This window comes from Streptomyces sp. NPDC047000, from assembly GCF_040644295.1.
Taxonomy (GTDB): Bacteria; Actinomycetota; Actinomycetes; order Streptomycetales; family Streptomycetaceae; genus Streptomyces.
The window spans coordinates 148,134-163,769 of record NZ_JBEYWE010000002.1 but is presented as its reverse complement, the minus strand read 5'-3'; the positions used below and the strand labels follow the sequence as shown (position 1 = coordinate 163,769).

At 73.2% G+C, this 15,636-nt stretch carries 7 protein-coding genes; 1 reads left to right on the top strand and 6 read right to left on the bottom strand.

The window, feature by feature from the left end; genetic code table 11:
* Positions 1-111: 111 nt before the first annotated feature.
* The 6 genes from ABZ862_RS04110 to ABZ862_RS04085 form a co-directional block, all read right to left on the bottom strand.
* Entirely contained in the window at positions 112-1,806 is a 1,695-nt protein-coding gene (locus tag ABZ862_RS04110; RefSeq protein ID WP_360951851.1) for a serine/threonine-protein kinase, read from the bottom strand.
* A gap of 123 nt (positions 1,807-1,929) precedes the next feature.
* Entirely contained in the window at positions 1,930-3,684 is a 1,755-nt protein-coding gene (locus ABZ862_RS04105; protein WP_360951848.1) for a serine/threonine-protein kinase, read from the bottom strand.
* A 153-nt stretch (positions 3,685-3,837) separates the two neighbouring features.
* Entirely contained in the window at positions 3,838-5,571 is a 1,734-nt protein-coding gene (locus ABZ862_RS04100) for a serine/threonine-protein kinase (protein WP_360951844.1), read from the bottom strand.
* A 284-nt stretch (positions 5,572-5,855) separates the two neighbouring features.
* A complete protein-coding gene (locus ABZ862_RS04095) occupies positions 5,856-8,639 on the bottom strand; it encodes a protein kinase (protein WP_360951841.1) in 2,784 nt (927 codons plus the stop codon).
* 234 nt (positions 8,640-8,873) lie between these two features.
* The gene (locus ABZ862_RS04090; RefSeq protein ID WP_360951838.1) at positions 8,874-11,228 is read right to left on the bottom strand and encodes a serine/threonine-protein kinase; all 2,355 of its coding nucleotides are present in this window, start codon (positions 11,226-11,228) and stop codon (positions 8,874-8,876) included.
* A gap of 634 nt (positions 11,229-11,862) precedes the next feature.
* Positions 11,863-13,569, bottom strand: coding sequence for a glycerol-3-phosphate dehydrogenase/oxidase (locus tag ABZ862_RS04085; protein WP_360951835.1), 1,707 nt, complete (start codon positions 13,567-13,569; stop codon positions 11,863-11,865).
* Positions 13,570-13,859: 290 nt separating this feature from the next.
* On the opposite strand from ABZ862_RS04085, the gene ABZ862_RS04080 reads away from it, so the two are divergent.
* Positions 13,860-15,077 carry a nucleotide sugar dehydrogenase gene (locus ABZ862_RS04080; RefSeq protein WP_360951832.1) on the top strand — a complete coding sequence of 406 codons (1,218 nt, stop codon included), beginning with the start codon at positions 13,860-13,862 and terminating at the stop codon, positions 15,075-15,077.
* The last annotated feature ends 559 nt before the right edge of the window (positions 15,078-15,636 follow it).

The following is a 15,636-nucleotide window of genomic DNA, read 5'->3' as shown; positions in this document are numbered from 1 at the left end:
ACGCGCGCGCCCGTGACGCACCCCACCACTCCGCTAGGCAACCTGAAACCGGTCAAGAGGGTTTCCCGCTCAGGGTTTCCCGCTCAAGGTTTTCCGCTCAGGGTTTCCCGGTCAGGGCTTGTCGATGTGCAGGTTAGTGATGGCCGTCCTGGCGACCTCCCGGCCCCGGGCGGTCAGATCACCCTTGCCCGGATAGCCGATCGTCAGTTTGTAGAGGTTTCCCGCCTTGGTCCGGTAGTAGAAGATGACGACCTCTCGGGGCAGGGGGTCCTGGGAATCGGTCGTGGTGTAGGTGACGGTGTTCTTCGCCGCCCGGCCGCCCTGGTGGGTGAGGGTGTCGTCCGGCCGGGTGCGGGCCCCCTTGGGCATGTCGAGGTCGTAGTCGCCGTCCGTCTTGAACTTCTCGTTGTCCGCGTACATCTGCGCGGCCGCGGAGTTCTTGATCTCGTTCGTGGAGTCGTCGGCCTTCTCGGTGAGGCCGAGGACGATCCAGAGGGCACCGCTGAAGTCGCTGTAGGCGACCCAGTTCCTGTCGGTGTCGTTCTTGTCCGGGTGCCCCACCGTGTACGACGCGGGTACGCCGAGGGACACGCCCAGTGCGGGCTGTGTCCGCGTCCTCCAACTGTCGGGCAGCGGGCCCGCGAAGGGGTTCGCCAGGACCAGGTACGCCGTCAGCGCCGTCGCCAGCGCCACCGCGGTGACCACTCCGCCGAGGCCCAGCCGCGCCCCGCGGCTCAGCCGGGGGCGACGGACCCCGGCAGCTGCCGGGGCGTGGTTTACCAGCCGGGTCGGCGCGGGCACGGGCGGGGTGGCGGCCGCCTCCAGCATGGCGCGGACCCTTGCGGCGTCCGGCCGGTGCGCCGGGTCCTTCTGGAGAAGGCCGTTGACGGCCTCGGCCAGCGGGCCCTGCGCCGCCGGGGGTGCGGGGGTGGCGTTGAGGACGGACTGCAATGTCGCCGGCGTGTTGCTGCGGCGGAACGGCGACACGCCCTCCGTCGCCGCGTACAGCACGACACCCAGGGACCACAGGTCGCTCGCCGGGCCCGGCCGCCGTCCCAGAACGCGCTCGGGCGCGATGTACTCGGGCGAGCCGACGAAGCCGCCCGTGTCGGTCAGCCGGGTCTCGCCCTCGATCTGGGCGATGCCGAAGTCGGTGAGCACGACCCGGCCGTGACGGCCCAGCAGGACGTTGTCCGGCTTGACGTCGCGGTGCAGGACGCCCGCGGCGTGCGCCGCCTCCAGCGCGCCGAGCACTTCGAGGCCGATTCGGGCCGCTTCCCGTACGTCCAGCGTGCCTTCCTGGAGGACATCGCCCAGCGAACGGCCGTGCACCAGCTCCATGACGATCCACGGCTGACCGTCGACGACCGCCACGTCATGCACGTTGACCACGGCCGGGTGGTCGAGGCGGGCCGCGGCACGGGCCTCCCGGCGCATCCGCTCGTAGGCGTTGGCACGTTCCCGGTCGGGAAGGTGGTCGGGGATCCGGGGTTCCTTCACGGCGACCTCACGGCCCACCGTCTCGTCCGCGGCCCGCCACACGGTGCCCATACCGCCGTGCCCGAGCTTGGCGAGCAGGCGGTAGCGGCCCGCGATGAGCCGCCCGGCGCCGGGCTCGTCGGAGGGCGACGGCACCGTCTCCGGGCGGGCCGGTTGGGCGGGCGCAGGAACGGGCACGGGTGGGGGCGGGGACGCCGTGACGTACGGGTTGTTCGGATGCGGCACCGCCGTACGCGGGCCGGGTGGTTGCAGAACGAAACTCGTCGGCTCGTCCGACCCGTGCGGAACTCCCCCGTCGTTACTCATGGCTCCATTCGTACCCTGCCCTCCGCCCACCCGGCCAGCATGAACGGCGAGCGGTCACAGACCCGTGACTTACTTATGCCGTACGAACGTCTGACGAGCGTCTGGCACCGGGCTCTCTCGGGCCTAGGTCCGTCGGAAGGTGTCGAGCGCGACGTCGAAGTACTCCCGCGCCTCCCGCACCTTGCCGACCGGCGCCGACACCCACACGTCGTAGAGCCGCCCGGCCTCCTCCCAGCACAGGTCGTAGGTGTGCCGCGGGCCCTCCGCGGTGCTGAAGCCGTCCCAGCTGAACTCCCAGAGCGCGGCGGGGTGTCCGTCGTGCGTGGCGGCGGTGACCCGGCCGTCGTGGTAGCCGGGGTTCGTGTCGGGTCCTGCGGCGTCGGCGCGGTTCATCACGGCCACGGGACCGCCCTCCTCCGGAGCCGCGATCTTGATGCCGAGGCGGAACGTCTCCCCCGGCGACATGTAGAAGGTCCGCACCCCCTGCGGCTTGCGGGTGAAGCCCTCCGGTACGGCGAGCGAGAAGCCGCCAGGGTCCCGGACCGACCGGTATCCCGACGGCGCCGTACGGGACGCCGGGGCCGGTGAACGGTCCACCGTCACCGTGGAGGCGGGGGTGACCTGCGAAGAGCCCTGCCCGGACCCGGACCCGGACCCGGACCCGGATCCGGACCCCGACCCCGTGCCCGATCCCGGCCTCGACACCGACACCGACACCGACACCGAAGCCGACGAGCGCACCGGCGTACCGCTGCCGCCGGGCCCGCCGCCCCCGCCGTTCCCGCCCTGCTGCGTCAGCAGCGCCGCCGCCGACACCCCCGCCCCGGCCATCGCGGCGACCAGCAACGCGGTCGCCAGAACGCCCCGGGTGGAGTAGCGCGGGGCGGCGGCCGGTCCGGACGGGGGCGGAGCCGAGAGGGGCGGCGACTGCGCAGGCGCGGGCACCGGACCGGGCGCGGACGCCGGGGCGGGCGTGTCGAGGGCCGTCGGGCTGTAGGGCGAGGACAGGGGGTGCGGGGTACGGCCGGTGTCCAGGTACGACCGCAGCAGCCGTTCCGCCTCGGCCCCGCCCAGCCGCCGTTCCGGATCGCGCTCCAGCAGGCCCCGTACGACGGGCAGCAACGGCTCGGCCTGCGCGGGCGTGCGGATCTCGTCGACGACGACGGCGTGCAGGATGCCGCCCAGCGAGTCGCGCCGGAAGGGCGATTCACCGCTGAGCGCGGTGCACAGCAGCGCGCCGAGCGACCACAGGTCGGACTCCGGGCCGGTGCGGGCGCCGGACATCCGCTCCGGCGCGGTGTACTCGGGCGAGCCGACGAAGGACCCGGTCTCGGTGAGCGTGGTCGCGCCCGCCACCTGGGCGATGCCGAAGTCGGTGAGGACGACACGACCGGTGGCCGATTCGACGAGAACGTTCGCCGGTTTGATGTCCCGGTGCAGCACACCCGCCTCGTGCGCGGTGCGCAGGGCGCCGAGCAGCGCCACGCCGATCCGCGCGGCCTCGCGCGCGTCGACCGGGCCGTGCGCGGCGACACGGTCGGCGAGGGAGCCGCCGTCGATCAGCTCCATCACGATGTACGGGCGTTCGTCCTGTTCCACCACGTCGTGCACCACGATGATGTGCGGATGGCGCAGCTGGGCCACCGCGCTGGCCTCGCGCAGGGTACGGTCACGCTGCCGCCGGGCCTCCTCGGCGGAGAGGGCGGTGTCCTGCTCCGGTTCCCGGACCGGTTCCTGGAGCAGTTCCTTCACCGCGACCTGTCTGCCGAGCAGTTCGTCGGTCGCACGCCATACGACGCCCATACCGCCGCGCCCGAGCCGCTTCTGAAGCCGGTAACGCCCCGCGATGACACGGGCGGTGTCCCCCTCGGTCCCCATACGCCCCATCATGCCCCAGCGGACCCCCGCGCTCCGGGTAGGCGACCGGCCAAGCCGTGGCCCCTCGGCCGCACCGGCGACCGCCGCCCGGACTCCTCCCCGGCGACCGTCGCCCGAGCCGCGTCGTCCCGGGCCGCCCCCGGTGACCGGGTGTCAGCCTTCGGGCGGGCTCCAGCTCTGCAGCACCGTCCGGAACTGCCGGCTCGTGGTCGCCCAGTCGGAGGCCGGGGAGGAGATGTAGATCGCGTACTCCACGCCGTCACGCGAGAAGTACGTCTCCTCCGTCGCGCGGCGCGGGCCGGGGAAGGGAGTGTCCTTCGCCAGCGCGGTCCAGGTGTACTCCCACACCGAACCGGGCCGGTCCCGGTAGGTGTTCTCCTGGAGGGTGACGCGCTTGTAGTCCACCAGGCGCTTGAGCTGCTGCTCCAGGTCGGACTGGTGGGCGTAGGGGTCGTTGTAGTCGGACGCGGGGTCGGCGGATATTCGGATGAAGTGCTCGCCGCCGTCGGGCGAGTAGTCGACCTGGTTCGCGTCGTAGACCGTCCGCGTCCAGTCCGAGCCCGGCACGGCCAGGCTGAAGCCGCGCGGGTCGTCGCGTCGTACCCATCCGGCCGGGAGCGTGCTGGACGCACCGGTGTCCGAGGGTGACGGGCTCGGACTCGCGGTCGGTGAGGCGGACGTGTCGTCCTTCTTCGGCGTCCCGCTCGAGTGCGCCGAACCACCGTCGTTCCCCTGTTGCAGGACCACCGCCGTCACCCCGCCGGCCAGCACGGCGACCGCGACGACCAGCCCGACGACACGCAGCCGGCGGCGCCGGGGGGTCGGTGGCGCGGCGTGCTGCTGAGGGCGCGGGCCGCCCGCCATCGTCGCACCGGGACCGCCCGGTCCACCGGACGCCGGTCCACCGGTCAGTGGGCCGGCCACCGTGGATCCGGGCCCGGCCGCCATGGGGTGCGCCCCGTGCACGTGCGTCGCATGCGCGCCGTGGACCGCCGTGCCCGCCTCCGTACGGACGGTGGGGGACCCGGTGTCGTGGCGCTGCGTCGGCACATAGGCCTGCGCCTCGCTCGGCCGGCGGCCCTCCGCCGCGTCGGCGAGCATCTGCTCGGCCTTCTCCGCGTCCGGGCGGGCGGCCGGATCCTTGCGCAGCAGCGCGGTGATGACCGGTCCGAGGGCGTCCGCGTACTGCGGCTCGGTGACCTCCTCCTCGACGACCGCCTGCATGGTGGACAGCGGCGAGGTGCGGCGGAACGGCGACCGGCCGTCCACCGCCGTGTAGAGGGTGGCGCCCAGGGCCCACAGGTCGGACGCCGGTCCGGGGTCATGGCCGCGGACCCGTTCGGGGGCCAGATAGTCGACCGATCCGACGACCTCACCGGTGCGGGTGATGGTGGTGTCGCCCTCGATCTGCGCTATGCCGAAGTCGGTGAGCAGGACCCGGCCGTCGTCACCCAGGAGAACGTTGCCGGGCTTGACGTCGCGGTGCAGCACCCCCGCCTTGTGGGCGGCGCGCAGGGCGCGCAGCACCCACAGACCTGTGCGCGCGGCCTCGCGCGGCTCCAGTCGGCCGCGCTCCTTGACCGCGTCGGCGAGCGACCGGCCCTCGACCAGCTCCATCACGATCCACGGGCGGCCGTCGTGCTCCAGCACGTCGTGCACGGTGACGACGGCGGAGTGGTTGATGCGCGCGGCGGCGCGCGCCTCGGCCCGGGTACGGGCGAGCAGCAAGTCCCTTTCGCTCTCCGAGACATAGAGAGCGGCGGTCAGCTCCTTGATGGCGACCGTCCGGTGCAGCACCTCGTCGTGGGCTCGCCACACACGGCCCATGCCCCCGCTGCCGATGGAGTCGGCGAGCCGGTAGCGGCCCGCGAGGAGCAGGCCTTGCATCTGATTCACGTTTCCCCGCAATGGTCTTGACACCGCCAGCCTAAGGACCGCCCTGCTCTCAGGGAACCGGCGGGGCGGCACGGAGACCGCACTGTGACGCGTGTCGCTTCTGGTGACACGAGGGAACGCCGGGACCAACTGCGCGCTGCTCCACGGCCGTCACCCGGTGTACGGCGAGAGACGTCTCCGACCGCTTCCGCCTCCTCACCGCGTGGGCCGCCCGCACGGTCCGCCACCCCGCCGGCCGCTCCCCGGACCGCGTCCGTATGCCGTTCCGCGGTCCCTCACCCCGTGTACCGGTACGTGGCCGACGCCTGCTCGTACAGCGTCGTCACCTCGTCGCGCTGCGCGTCAGGACCGCGGACCTGGAGGACGTGGTAGCGGCCGTCGATCAGGATCGCGATGTTGCGTACGAACAGATCGTGTCCCTGGTCGTCGGTCCAGGTGAACTGTCCCTCCGCCATGGTCCGTCCGCCCACCTGGATGGTGCGCAGCCCGGTGGCGGTGGCCCAGCTGGAGTCGCGGTAGGGCGCCAGCTCGCGCTCCTTGTCCCGCTGGTAGGTCATGGGGTCGCTGCCGTAGCTGCTCGCGGAGTCCCGGCCCGGTACGACGATCAGCTCGAAGTCGCCGTGTGTGTAGACCACCTGGGCCCGGCTGTTCTTCGGTGTACGGCTCCAGCCCTTGGCCACCGCGACCTGGAAGCCCTCGGGATCCTTGCGCAGGGTGAACCCGTCGGCGACGTCGGGGTCGGTGGTCTGGGCGGAGGCGGAGTCGGACGGCTGGGAGGAGCTGTCGCCGTCGCCCTGCGAGGTACCGGCGGAACTCCCGGAGGAGCCGGGCGCCTGGCCTCCCGCGCCGGCCGACTTCTGCGGTACGGGGCTCGCCTCACCGGCCGCGCCGGTACGGTCGCCGTGCCCCGTGGCCTGTTCGCCCGCCTTGGGCATGAACAGCATCGCGTACGCCACCGCGCCGGCCAGCAGGAGCAGGATCAGCAGAAGCAGGGTGCGGCCGAGGCGGCGCGGTGAATCGTCCTCCTCGCGCGCCCGCTTGTGCCGGCCGTGCACGCTGGTCGCGGGCAGCCCGGCCCGGCGCCTGCGCACCAGTTCACCGCGCCGCCGCACGATGGGCAGCCGGCTGGGGTCGGTGGGCGGTGTGGCGACGACGTGGGCACCGGCCTCGGGCTCGGGCGCCGACCGCACCAGCGAGCGCAGCCAGCCCCGCAGCTCCTCGAAGTCGAGCCGGTCGGTCGGGTCCTGACGCAGCAGCGACTCGACGACCGGACGCAGCGGGCCGCATTCCTCGGCGTACGCCGGCGGTTCCGCGCACACCAGCTGCACCAGTTCGGCCGTCGACTCCTCCGGGTACGGCGCGTGCCCCTGTACGGCCCGGAAGAGCAGCGCGCCCAGCGCCCACAGGTCGGTCGCGGGTCCGATGGGCGCGGCCAGCTGCCAGTTCTCGTGCACGGGGCCGGCCTGTTCCGGCGCCCAGCGTTCGGTCACCGGGCCGACCACCGTCATCCGCGCCTGCCGTGCCCGCTCGGCGGCCAGGGCGGTCGCCGGCCCGCGTCGCGCGGGCGTCCCGGCCGCCGGGTCGTCCCAGCGGCCCGGCCCGAGGGCGGCCTGCTCCACGGTGCCGGAGGCGCCGATCGCCGGGGCCTGTCCTCTCGCCCGGGGTGTGCCGTGGGGGTCGGCGGGCGTCAGACCCGTGGGACCGCCGGTGTGCGGCTGGAGCGGGGGCGCTCCGGCGGACGGGAACGGGTGCGGGTGCGGTCGGGTGCCCGGCGGGGTGGACGGCAGCGGGGCCTGATTGCCGTCGGCGGCGCCGTTGCCCGCCGGGGGCAGCGCCGTCCGCCCCTGGGCGGGACCGGCGGGCGGGGGTACGGCTCCGGGCCTGGGCGTGCCCCGCACCCCGTAGGGGTCGGCTATCTGCCCCGGGGGCGCGGGTGGGGGCGCGGGCTGGTGGTGTGTTCCGTTCCCGGTGCGGTACGACGGTTCGGCGCCGGGCCGGTCCGCGCCGGCGCCCCCGGCCGCCGCCGCGGGGCCGCCGGGAAGGGCGGCGCGGCCGTTCTGCTGGGCTTCCTGGATCCGTGCCGCGGCGCGCGCACCGGCCCGGTACGCGGCGATCGCCCCGGCCCGGGCGGCCCGGACGTCCCCGCCGGGCTCCACGGCACGGCGTTCGATCGCCGCCGGGCCCGGCACGGCACCGGGTGTGTCCGCACCGGCCGACGGCAGCCCCCGCGACTCCCGCGCCTGGATGGCGGCCCGGCGGGCCGCCTCCGGGTCCCCACCGTCCCCGGACGGCCCGGGAGCGCCCGGCGCGGCGGAGGCACCGGGGCCACCTGGGCCGAGCGCCGTCGTCGGGGCGTGTCCCGCCGCGGCGGCGTGTGCCGTGGTGGCGGGACCCGTCGTGATGGGGCCCGTGCCGCCGTCGTCCGGAGCCTCGTCGCCCTCCGGGGCGGGGACCGGGTCGTACCCGCACAGCGCCTCTTCCGCCGCGCCGACCGCGAGCCCGGTGAGCATCACCCGGCCGTCGTCGCAGACCAGCACCGTGCGCGCGGTGATGTTCCGGTGCACCCAGCCGTGCGCGTGCAGCACGCGCAGCGCCATGAGCACGTCGGAGGCGACCTCGGCCGCCCGGTACGGGGTCAGCGGGGTCTCGGCGAGCAGGGCCGCCAGCGGTCGCGCGGCCACCACTTCGCTGACGATCCACAGCGAGCCGCCCTCGGCGAACACGTCGAAGACCTGGTCGAGCCGTGGGTGGTCGGGTATCCGGGCGGCGGCCTGGGCGGCCTCGACGGCACGCCGGACCGCCGGGTCGGCGGGGCGCCGGGTGGCCGTACGCGCAGGGGGCCGCCGGGTGCCGCGGTCCCGGGCGGTGAAGCCGTCGGGCAGCCCGTCGGCGTCGAGCACCTCGGCCTCGACGACCTCGGGCAACGGCACCTGCCGGACCAGGACTTCCTGTCCGCTGTAGGTGTCGAAGGCGCGGGTCTCGGTGAGTTCGTACTCGTCGGAGGGGGGCAGCGGCAGGCGGTAGCGGTCGGCGAGTACCCGACCCGCATAATCGTCCACGTTGCCTCCCCCGGTCGTCCGGTCGGTCGGATCCGCACGATGCGGTCCGCTCGGTCATGTCCGCTCAGCCATGTCCGTCTGTCTCACGGGCCGTTGCGCACACCTGTCCGACGGACGGATTCCCGCCGGACGGATTTCTGTACGCGTACGGTCCGCAACCACTCACGATACGTGCCGGAGGCAACTCGCAGAGCGGGGATGCGAGATCTCACGGCCCGTGACGGGCCGCCCGCCTCAAGCCTTCGGTTCGAAGGTGGTCGTGAGCGTCTTCCAGGTGTTCTTGCGCAGCGCGCTGTCCCAGTTTGCTGCTTTCGCCGTGTACATCAGCGCATGTCCGAGATGATCGTTCACGACGAAACCCCGGTCGATGGTGCGGTACTTGACGCCGCCGTCCACATGGGTGAACTCCCAGTCGGCGGCGTTCCAGCCGCGGTAGTCCACCGCTGCTATGCGGATCCTGCTGTACTGAGAACGCGTCATGTAGCGCTCTTGGTTCCGCCAGTCGGCGACCGGATCGTTCTGGGGCTTGCTGGTCCAGGCGACGAGCAGCTTCTGGCCCTCGGGGCCGGTGAAACGGGCACCCGCCGAGTCCGTCGTCGTGTACTTCCAGCCGCTCGGCAGCCCGATGGAGAAGCCCTGGGCCGACCGGTACGTCGTCACCGCGGCCCCGGTACCGGACCCGGAACCGCCGGAGCCCGAGTTCCCGCTTCCGGAACCACCGGACGCACTCGCGCTCCCGCCACCGCCCGGCGCGGTCGCCGACCCGGTCCCGGAGCCCGACGCGCTGCCGTCCGTGACGGTCCCGTCGCCGCTCTTGTCCTCCTTGGTGGCCGACCCGCCGCCGGAACCCGCGCTCGTGCTCGCACTCGCGCTCACGCCTGCCTTGGACCCGCTGCCGGTCTTGCCGTTGGTGCCGCTGCCGCCGCCGCTCAGTGTGATGGCCAGCACCGTGCCGACCACGGCCAGCACCACGACGACCGCCACGATCACCAGGGTGCGCCGCGGCACGACATCGGTGATCGGCGCCCTGGGGACGGTCCGTGCCGGACGCGGCGGCAGATCGGGGAGATCCTCCGGCGGAGCCATCACCGGCCAGCCGGAACTGCGCCCGCCGACGGACGCGTTCGCTCCCTGCGTCCCGCCCGCCCGGGTCTGGTCCGCACCGGACGCCGCAGCGGTCCCCGCGCCGGCCGCCCCGGAAGCGGGTACCGCAGGCCGCGACCCCGTGGGCCGGGACTCGGCGGGCCCGGAGCCGGAGAGCCGTGATGCGGAGGGACCCGAATCGGAGGGCCCGGAAGCGGAGGGTCCTGACGCCGAAGGCAGGGACGCCGAGGCCCGCGTGCCGGAGGAACCGGCAGCCGCGGAAACAGCTGCCGAGGTACTCCGAGCCGCCGCACCACGCGCCGGGGCACCCGGTGCCGCCGGACCGGACACGGGCGGACGCGCACCTGGGACCGCACCGGCACCGGTGGCACCCGAAGCCGCCGTACCGGTGGCGCCACCGGCCGCATTGCCACCGGCCGTACCGCCGCCGCCCGCCTTGGTGGCCGCGCTCCCGGCGGCCACCGCGGCCTTGCGCACCGAGCGCAGCGCACCGCGCAGCTTCTCGGCCGCCTCCTCGCCGCGCTTGCCGCCGGAACCACCCGGGCCGCCCTTGTCCGCGCGCCCCTCGGGCTGCGGCGGCAGCGGCACCAGCTTCGTGGCGTCCAGCGGCTCGCGCTCGGCCTTCGGATCGGCGTCGTCGAGCACCTTGGTGAGCATGGCCCGCGCACCGGCGTCGTCGAGCCGCTTCGCCGGGTCCTTGGTGAGCAGACCGAAGATGACGTCCCGGAGCGGGCCCGCGTTCCTGGGCTCCTCCAGCGGCTCGGTCATCACCGCGGTCAGCGTGGCAATCGCCGACCCCTTGTCGTACGGAGGCACACCTTCGACCGCCGCGTACAGCAGCCCGCCGAGGGACCAGAGGTCGGCCGCCGGGCCCGGCTTGTGCCCACGGGCACGCTCCGGGGAGATGTAGGAGGGGGCGCCGACGAGCATGCCGGTCGAGGTGATGGACGGGTCGCCCTCGACCTGCGCGATGCCGAAGTCGGTGAGCACGACCCGGCCGTCCTCCGATGCGATCAGCACGTTGGACGGCTTCACGTCACGGTGCAGGATCCCCTCGAGGTGCGCGGAGCGCAGCACGTCGAGGATGGCGAGGCCGACCTCCGCCGCGCGGACGGGCTTGAGGAGTCCGTCCTCCCGGATGACCTCGGCGAGGGACTTGCCCTCGATGAGCTCCATCACGATCCACGGCCGGTCGTCCTCGTCGACCACGTCGAAGACGGTCACCGCGCTGTTGTTGCGGATCCGGGCGATCGCCTTCGCCTCGCGCAGGGTGCGGGTGATGAGGCGTCGTTTCTCGTCCTCGTCGATGTTCGACGGGAACCGCAGCTCCTTGACCGCGACCGTCCGGCCCAGGGTCTCGTCCTCGGCACGCCACACGGTGCCCATGCCGCCGCGGCCGAGCACTGCTCCCAGCCGGTACCGCCCGGCGAGGAGACGTTCGCTCTCGTCCCGACGGGGTGTGCCCGCCCGCTCCGCCTCCGACATGCGTCCCCTCATGCAACCCGCCCTGACAGAGCACCCATTGTCTCTCACCCGACAAGTGCCCGATGCCCAGGGTGCCGCACACCGGCCCTCGGAAGCACCCGGGAAGGCCTCTGACGAGCGGGAACCCTGTGAGATACCCGTCACGCCCGGCGGCGGTACGAGCCTCCGTCAAGGAAGCCGCCAAAAGCAAGACTTCGGACACTACCGGTCATCCCGGTCACCGCTGTGGAGCCGTTCGCATCGCACCGCCCTCCTTTCCGCCGCACCCGGCCGCTCGCCCCGCCCGCACACCGGCCGCGCCCTGCCCGCCGCCGGATCTCCGCCCGCACACCTGTTGAACGGGCGGGTGCCGGACAGAGATCCCGGATCTGGTCATCCGTTCGAGTGATCCCGGGAGACTGCGGCCGCTCACCGGCGGGCGGTCAGCGACCGGCGCTGAGCGGACGGCGCACAGCGCTCGGCGCCGACGTACAACCGACCGCCCCGACGGTGCGGCAGCAGCCTTCGCCGGTAAGGCAGTTGGCCACGGTCCCGCACAGCCGGGGCGGCGAGTCAGTGCGTCAGTGCGTCAGCGGATCGGCCGGCCGGCCCGGTCGGTCCGGTCGGTCCGGTCGGTCCGTCCAGCCGCCGTCCGTCACAGCGGCACGATGTCGGGTGCCCCGAGCCGGGCCGCGTCCGCCGTCAGGTCGTCGGGCTGGCGCTGCGACTCACGCTCGGCCTCCACCCGCTTCTCGTAGTGCTCGACCTCACGCTCGATCCGGCCCTTGTCCCAGCCGAGCACCGGCGCCATCAGTTCGGCGGCCTCGCGGGCGCTGCGGGCACCCCGGTCGAACGTCTCGATCGAGATCCGTGTCCGCCGGGTCAGCACGTCGTCCAGATGCCCTGCGCCCTCATGGGAGGCGGCGTAGACCACTTCGGCGCGCAGATAGTCGTCCGCCGCGCGCAGCGGTTCGCCCAGCGACGCGTCGGCGGCGATGAGGTCGAGCACCTCCTCGGCCATCGAGCCGTAGCGGTTCAGCAGGTGTTCGACCCGCGCGACGTGGATACCGGTGTCCGCGGCGATCCGCGCCCGCGCGTTCCACATCGCCCGGTAGCCCTCCGCGCCCAGCAGCGGGACCTCCTCGGTGACACAGTCGGCGACCCGCATGTCCAGACCGTGCACCGCCTCGTCCACCGCGTCCTTGGCCATCACCCGGTACGTCGTGTACTTGCCGCCCGCCACGACGACCAGGCCGGGCGCCGGGTGCGCCACGGTGTGTTCGCGCGACAGTTTGCTGGTGGCGTCGGACTCCCCGGCGAGCAGCGGCCGCAGTCCGGCGTACACGCCCTGGACGTCCTCGCGCGAGAGCGGCACCGCGAGCACAGAGTTGACACGTTCCAGCAGGTAGTCGATGTCGGCGCTGGAGGCCGCCGGGTGGGCCTTGTCGAGGTCCCAGTCGGTGTCGGTGGTCCCGACGATCCAGTGCCGTCCCCAGGGGATGACGAACAGCACGGACTTCTCGGTGCGCAGGATCAGCCCGGTCGTGGAGTGGATACGGTCCTTGGGAACGACCAGGTGGATGCCCTTGGAGGCGCGGACGTGGAACTGTCCCCGCTCGCCCACCATCCCCTGGGTGTCGTCGGTCCACACCCCGGTGGCGTTGACGACCTGCTTGGCGCGGACCTCGTACTCCCCGCCCGCCTCGAGGTCCTTGACCCGGGCGCCGACGACACGCTCGCCCTCGCGCAGGAACGCGGTCACCCGCGCGCGGTTGGCGGCCTTCGCGCCGTAGGACACCGCCGTGCGCACCAGCGCGGTCACGAGGCGGGCGTCGTCCACCTGGGCGTCGTAGTACTGCAGCGCGCCGACCAGGGCGTCCTTGCGCAGGGCCGGGGCGACACGCAGGGCCTGGCTGCGGGTCAGGTGACGGTGCAGAGGCAGACCGCGGCCGTGGGCGCGGGCCATCGACATCGCGTCGTAGAGCGCGACGCCCGTGCCGGCGTACCAGCGCTCCCACCACTTGTGCTGGAGCGGGTAGAGGAACGGCACCGGCTTGACCAGGTGCGGGGCGATGCGCTCAAGGAGCAGGCCGCGTTCCTTGAGCGCCTCGCGCACGAGGGCGAAGTCGAGCATCTCCAGATAGCGCAGGCCGCCGTGGATGAGCTTGCTGGACCTGCTGGAGGTGCCCGAAGCCCAGTCCCTGGCCTCCACGAGACCCGTGGACAGGCCGCGTGTCACGGCGTCCAGCACGGTGCCCGCGCCGACCACGCCGCCGCCGACCACGAGGATGTCCAGTTCGCGTTCGGCCATACCTGCCAGTGACTCGGCGCGCTGCGCCGGGCCGAGTGTCGCTGTCCTCACCGCTGCCTCCCGCTGATGTCGGTCGTGCCGTCGGTCATGACGTCGGTCTCGCTGTGGGGCGCGCTGTGGGGCGAAGCCCGGTTCGTACCCACCCTGCCCGAATTCTGACCGGCTTGCCCGACTTCGGCCACCACTCCCTCCCGGCCTGTGGACAACACTCCCGGAAACACCACCGGCCAATACCGCATAACGGTCATATTTACTCCTAGTGTTACATTGCGCTCGCTCATCCGGTCCGCCCGGCTTGCGCACCCGCCCCGCTCCGGCTCATGGGAAGGACGGTCCACGCCATGCCCGCAGACCTCGCCGTCATCGGACTCGGTCCGCTAGGCCTGCCCCTCGCCCAGGCCGCCGTCGCCGCGGGCATCCCCACCATCGGTTACCCGACCGGTCCGGAATCCTGCGCCCTCAGTCCCGCCGCACTGCGCCGGATGCTCGCCACGGGATTCCGTACGGCCGACAGTCCCGCGGAGCTCGGCCGGGTACGCACCGCGGTGATCTGCGCACCCGTCCCGCGCGGCGGAGACGGCACGGACGGCGGCCCCGATCTGAGCCAGGTGGAATCGGCCGCCCGGACCCTCGCGCCCCGGCTGCGCCCGCACACCACGGTGATCCTCGAGTCACCCGTCCCGCCGGGCACGACGGAGGGCTTCCTGCGCCCGCTCCTGGAACAGGGCTCGGGCCTGCGCGCGGGCCGCGACTTCCACCTGGCCCACTCGCCCAGCCGCGTGGACCCCGGCAACCGCGACGTCACCCCCGCCGGCACACCGAAGGTCATCGGCGGCCTCACCCCGGCCTGCACCGAGTCGGCCGCGGCCTTCTACGGGCGGCTCACGGACAAGGTGGTCCGCGCGCGCGGACCGCGCGAGGCCGAGACGGTGCAGCTCCTGGAGACCAATTACCGGCATGTCAACATCGCCCTCGTCAACGAGATGGCCGTCCTCTGCCACGACCTGGGCGTCGACCTGTGGGACGTCATCCGCTGCGCGGAGACCAAGCCGTTCGGCTTCCAGGCGTTCCGGCCCGGCCCCGGCGTCGGCGGACACTCCGTCCCGCAGAACCTGACCGGCCGCTCGGGCCGCTCACTGCGCATGGTGGAACTCGCCCAGCAGGTCAACGACCGGATGCCCCGCTACGTCGTCCGGCGCGCCGCCGCGCTCCTCAACGAACACGGCAAGTCCGCCCGCGGCGCGCGCGTGCTGCTGCTCGGCGTCACCTACAAGCCCGACCTCGCCGACCGGCAGCACACGCCCGCCCGGGAGATCGCCCTGGGGCTGATGGAGCTGGGCGCGTCGGTCAGCTACCACGACCCGTACGTCCCCGCCTGGAGCGTCCTCGACCGGCCTGTCCCGCGCGCGGACTCCCTCTACGATGCGGCGGCCGACGCGGACCTCACGATCCTGCTCCAGCAGCACCGCACGTACGACCTCCAGGGCCTCTCGGTGAAGGCCCAGCTCCTGCTCGACACACGGGGAGCCACCCCCACGGGGGCGGCGCACCGGTTGTGAAGGGGGCGCGCGAGACGGGCGGGACACGGCAGCCGGTGGCATACGGCACAACCCACCGGTAGCGTACGTAGCAGGTGGAGCCCGCCGCAGTTGGTCGCTACGACAGGCTCCTGATGGATCACGGGTGTCCACCCCTAGCTTTCATAGGGGTGGCCGCTCACCATCCGAAAATCCGCAAGATCCACCTCCTCCGGCACTGCACCGTCCGAAGACGGATCCGGTCCCAGCGGGTGGGCTTGCGGTGACGTCCCATGGACGCCCCCTTCCACTAACCGCCCAGTGACCCGGTGGACGGTCCGTCGGGCATCGGGCCGGGCCCCGAGGAGCGGGGACCGGAACAAAGTCCTTGGAAGGGGGCACTCCAGAAAAACTGGGGCGCCGATACGGACGGTATCGCCCGGGACACCGCTATCAGCCCGCTTTCACCCCGAAAACAACCGCGCGCCCCCCTTTGCGCCCTGCGCGCCCCTGATGCGCGCAACAACTCGTACTCACGGCAGTGCGGCAGGGGCCGGTCACCAGATGAGCCAGGTCGTACTGCTCGCCGTACTCGGCGGCG

Excerpts from the sequence above, each read along its gene's own strand:
- ABZ862_RS04110 (WP_360951851.1), bottom strand. The coding sequence starts at position 1,806 with ATGAGTAACGACGGGGGAGTTCCGCACGGGTCGGACGAGCCGACGAGT.
- ABZ862_RS04105 (WP_360951848.1), bottom strand. The coding sequence starts at position 3,684 with ATGGGGACCGAGGGGGACACCGCCCGTGTCATCGCGGGGCGTTACCGG.
- ABZ862_RS04100 (WP_360951844.1), bottom strand. The coding sequence starts at position 5,571 with ATGCAAGGCCTGCTCCTCGCGGGCCGCTACCGGCTCGCCGACTCCATC.
- ABZ862_RS04090 (WP_360951838.1), bottom strand. The coding sequence starts at position 11,228 with ATGTCGGAGGCGGAGCGGGCGGGCACACCCCGTCGGGACGAGAGCGAA.
- ABZ862_RS04080 (WP_360951832.1), top strand. The coding sequence starts at position 13,860 with ATGCCCGCAGACCTCGCCGTCATCGGACTCGGTCCGCTAGGCCTGCCC.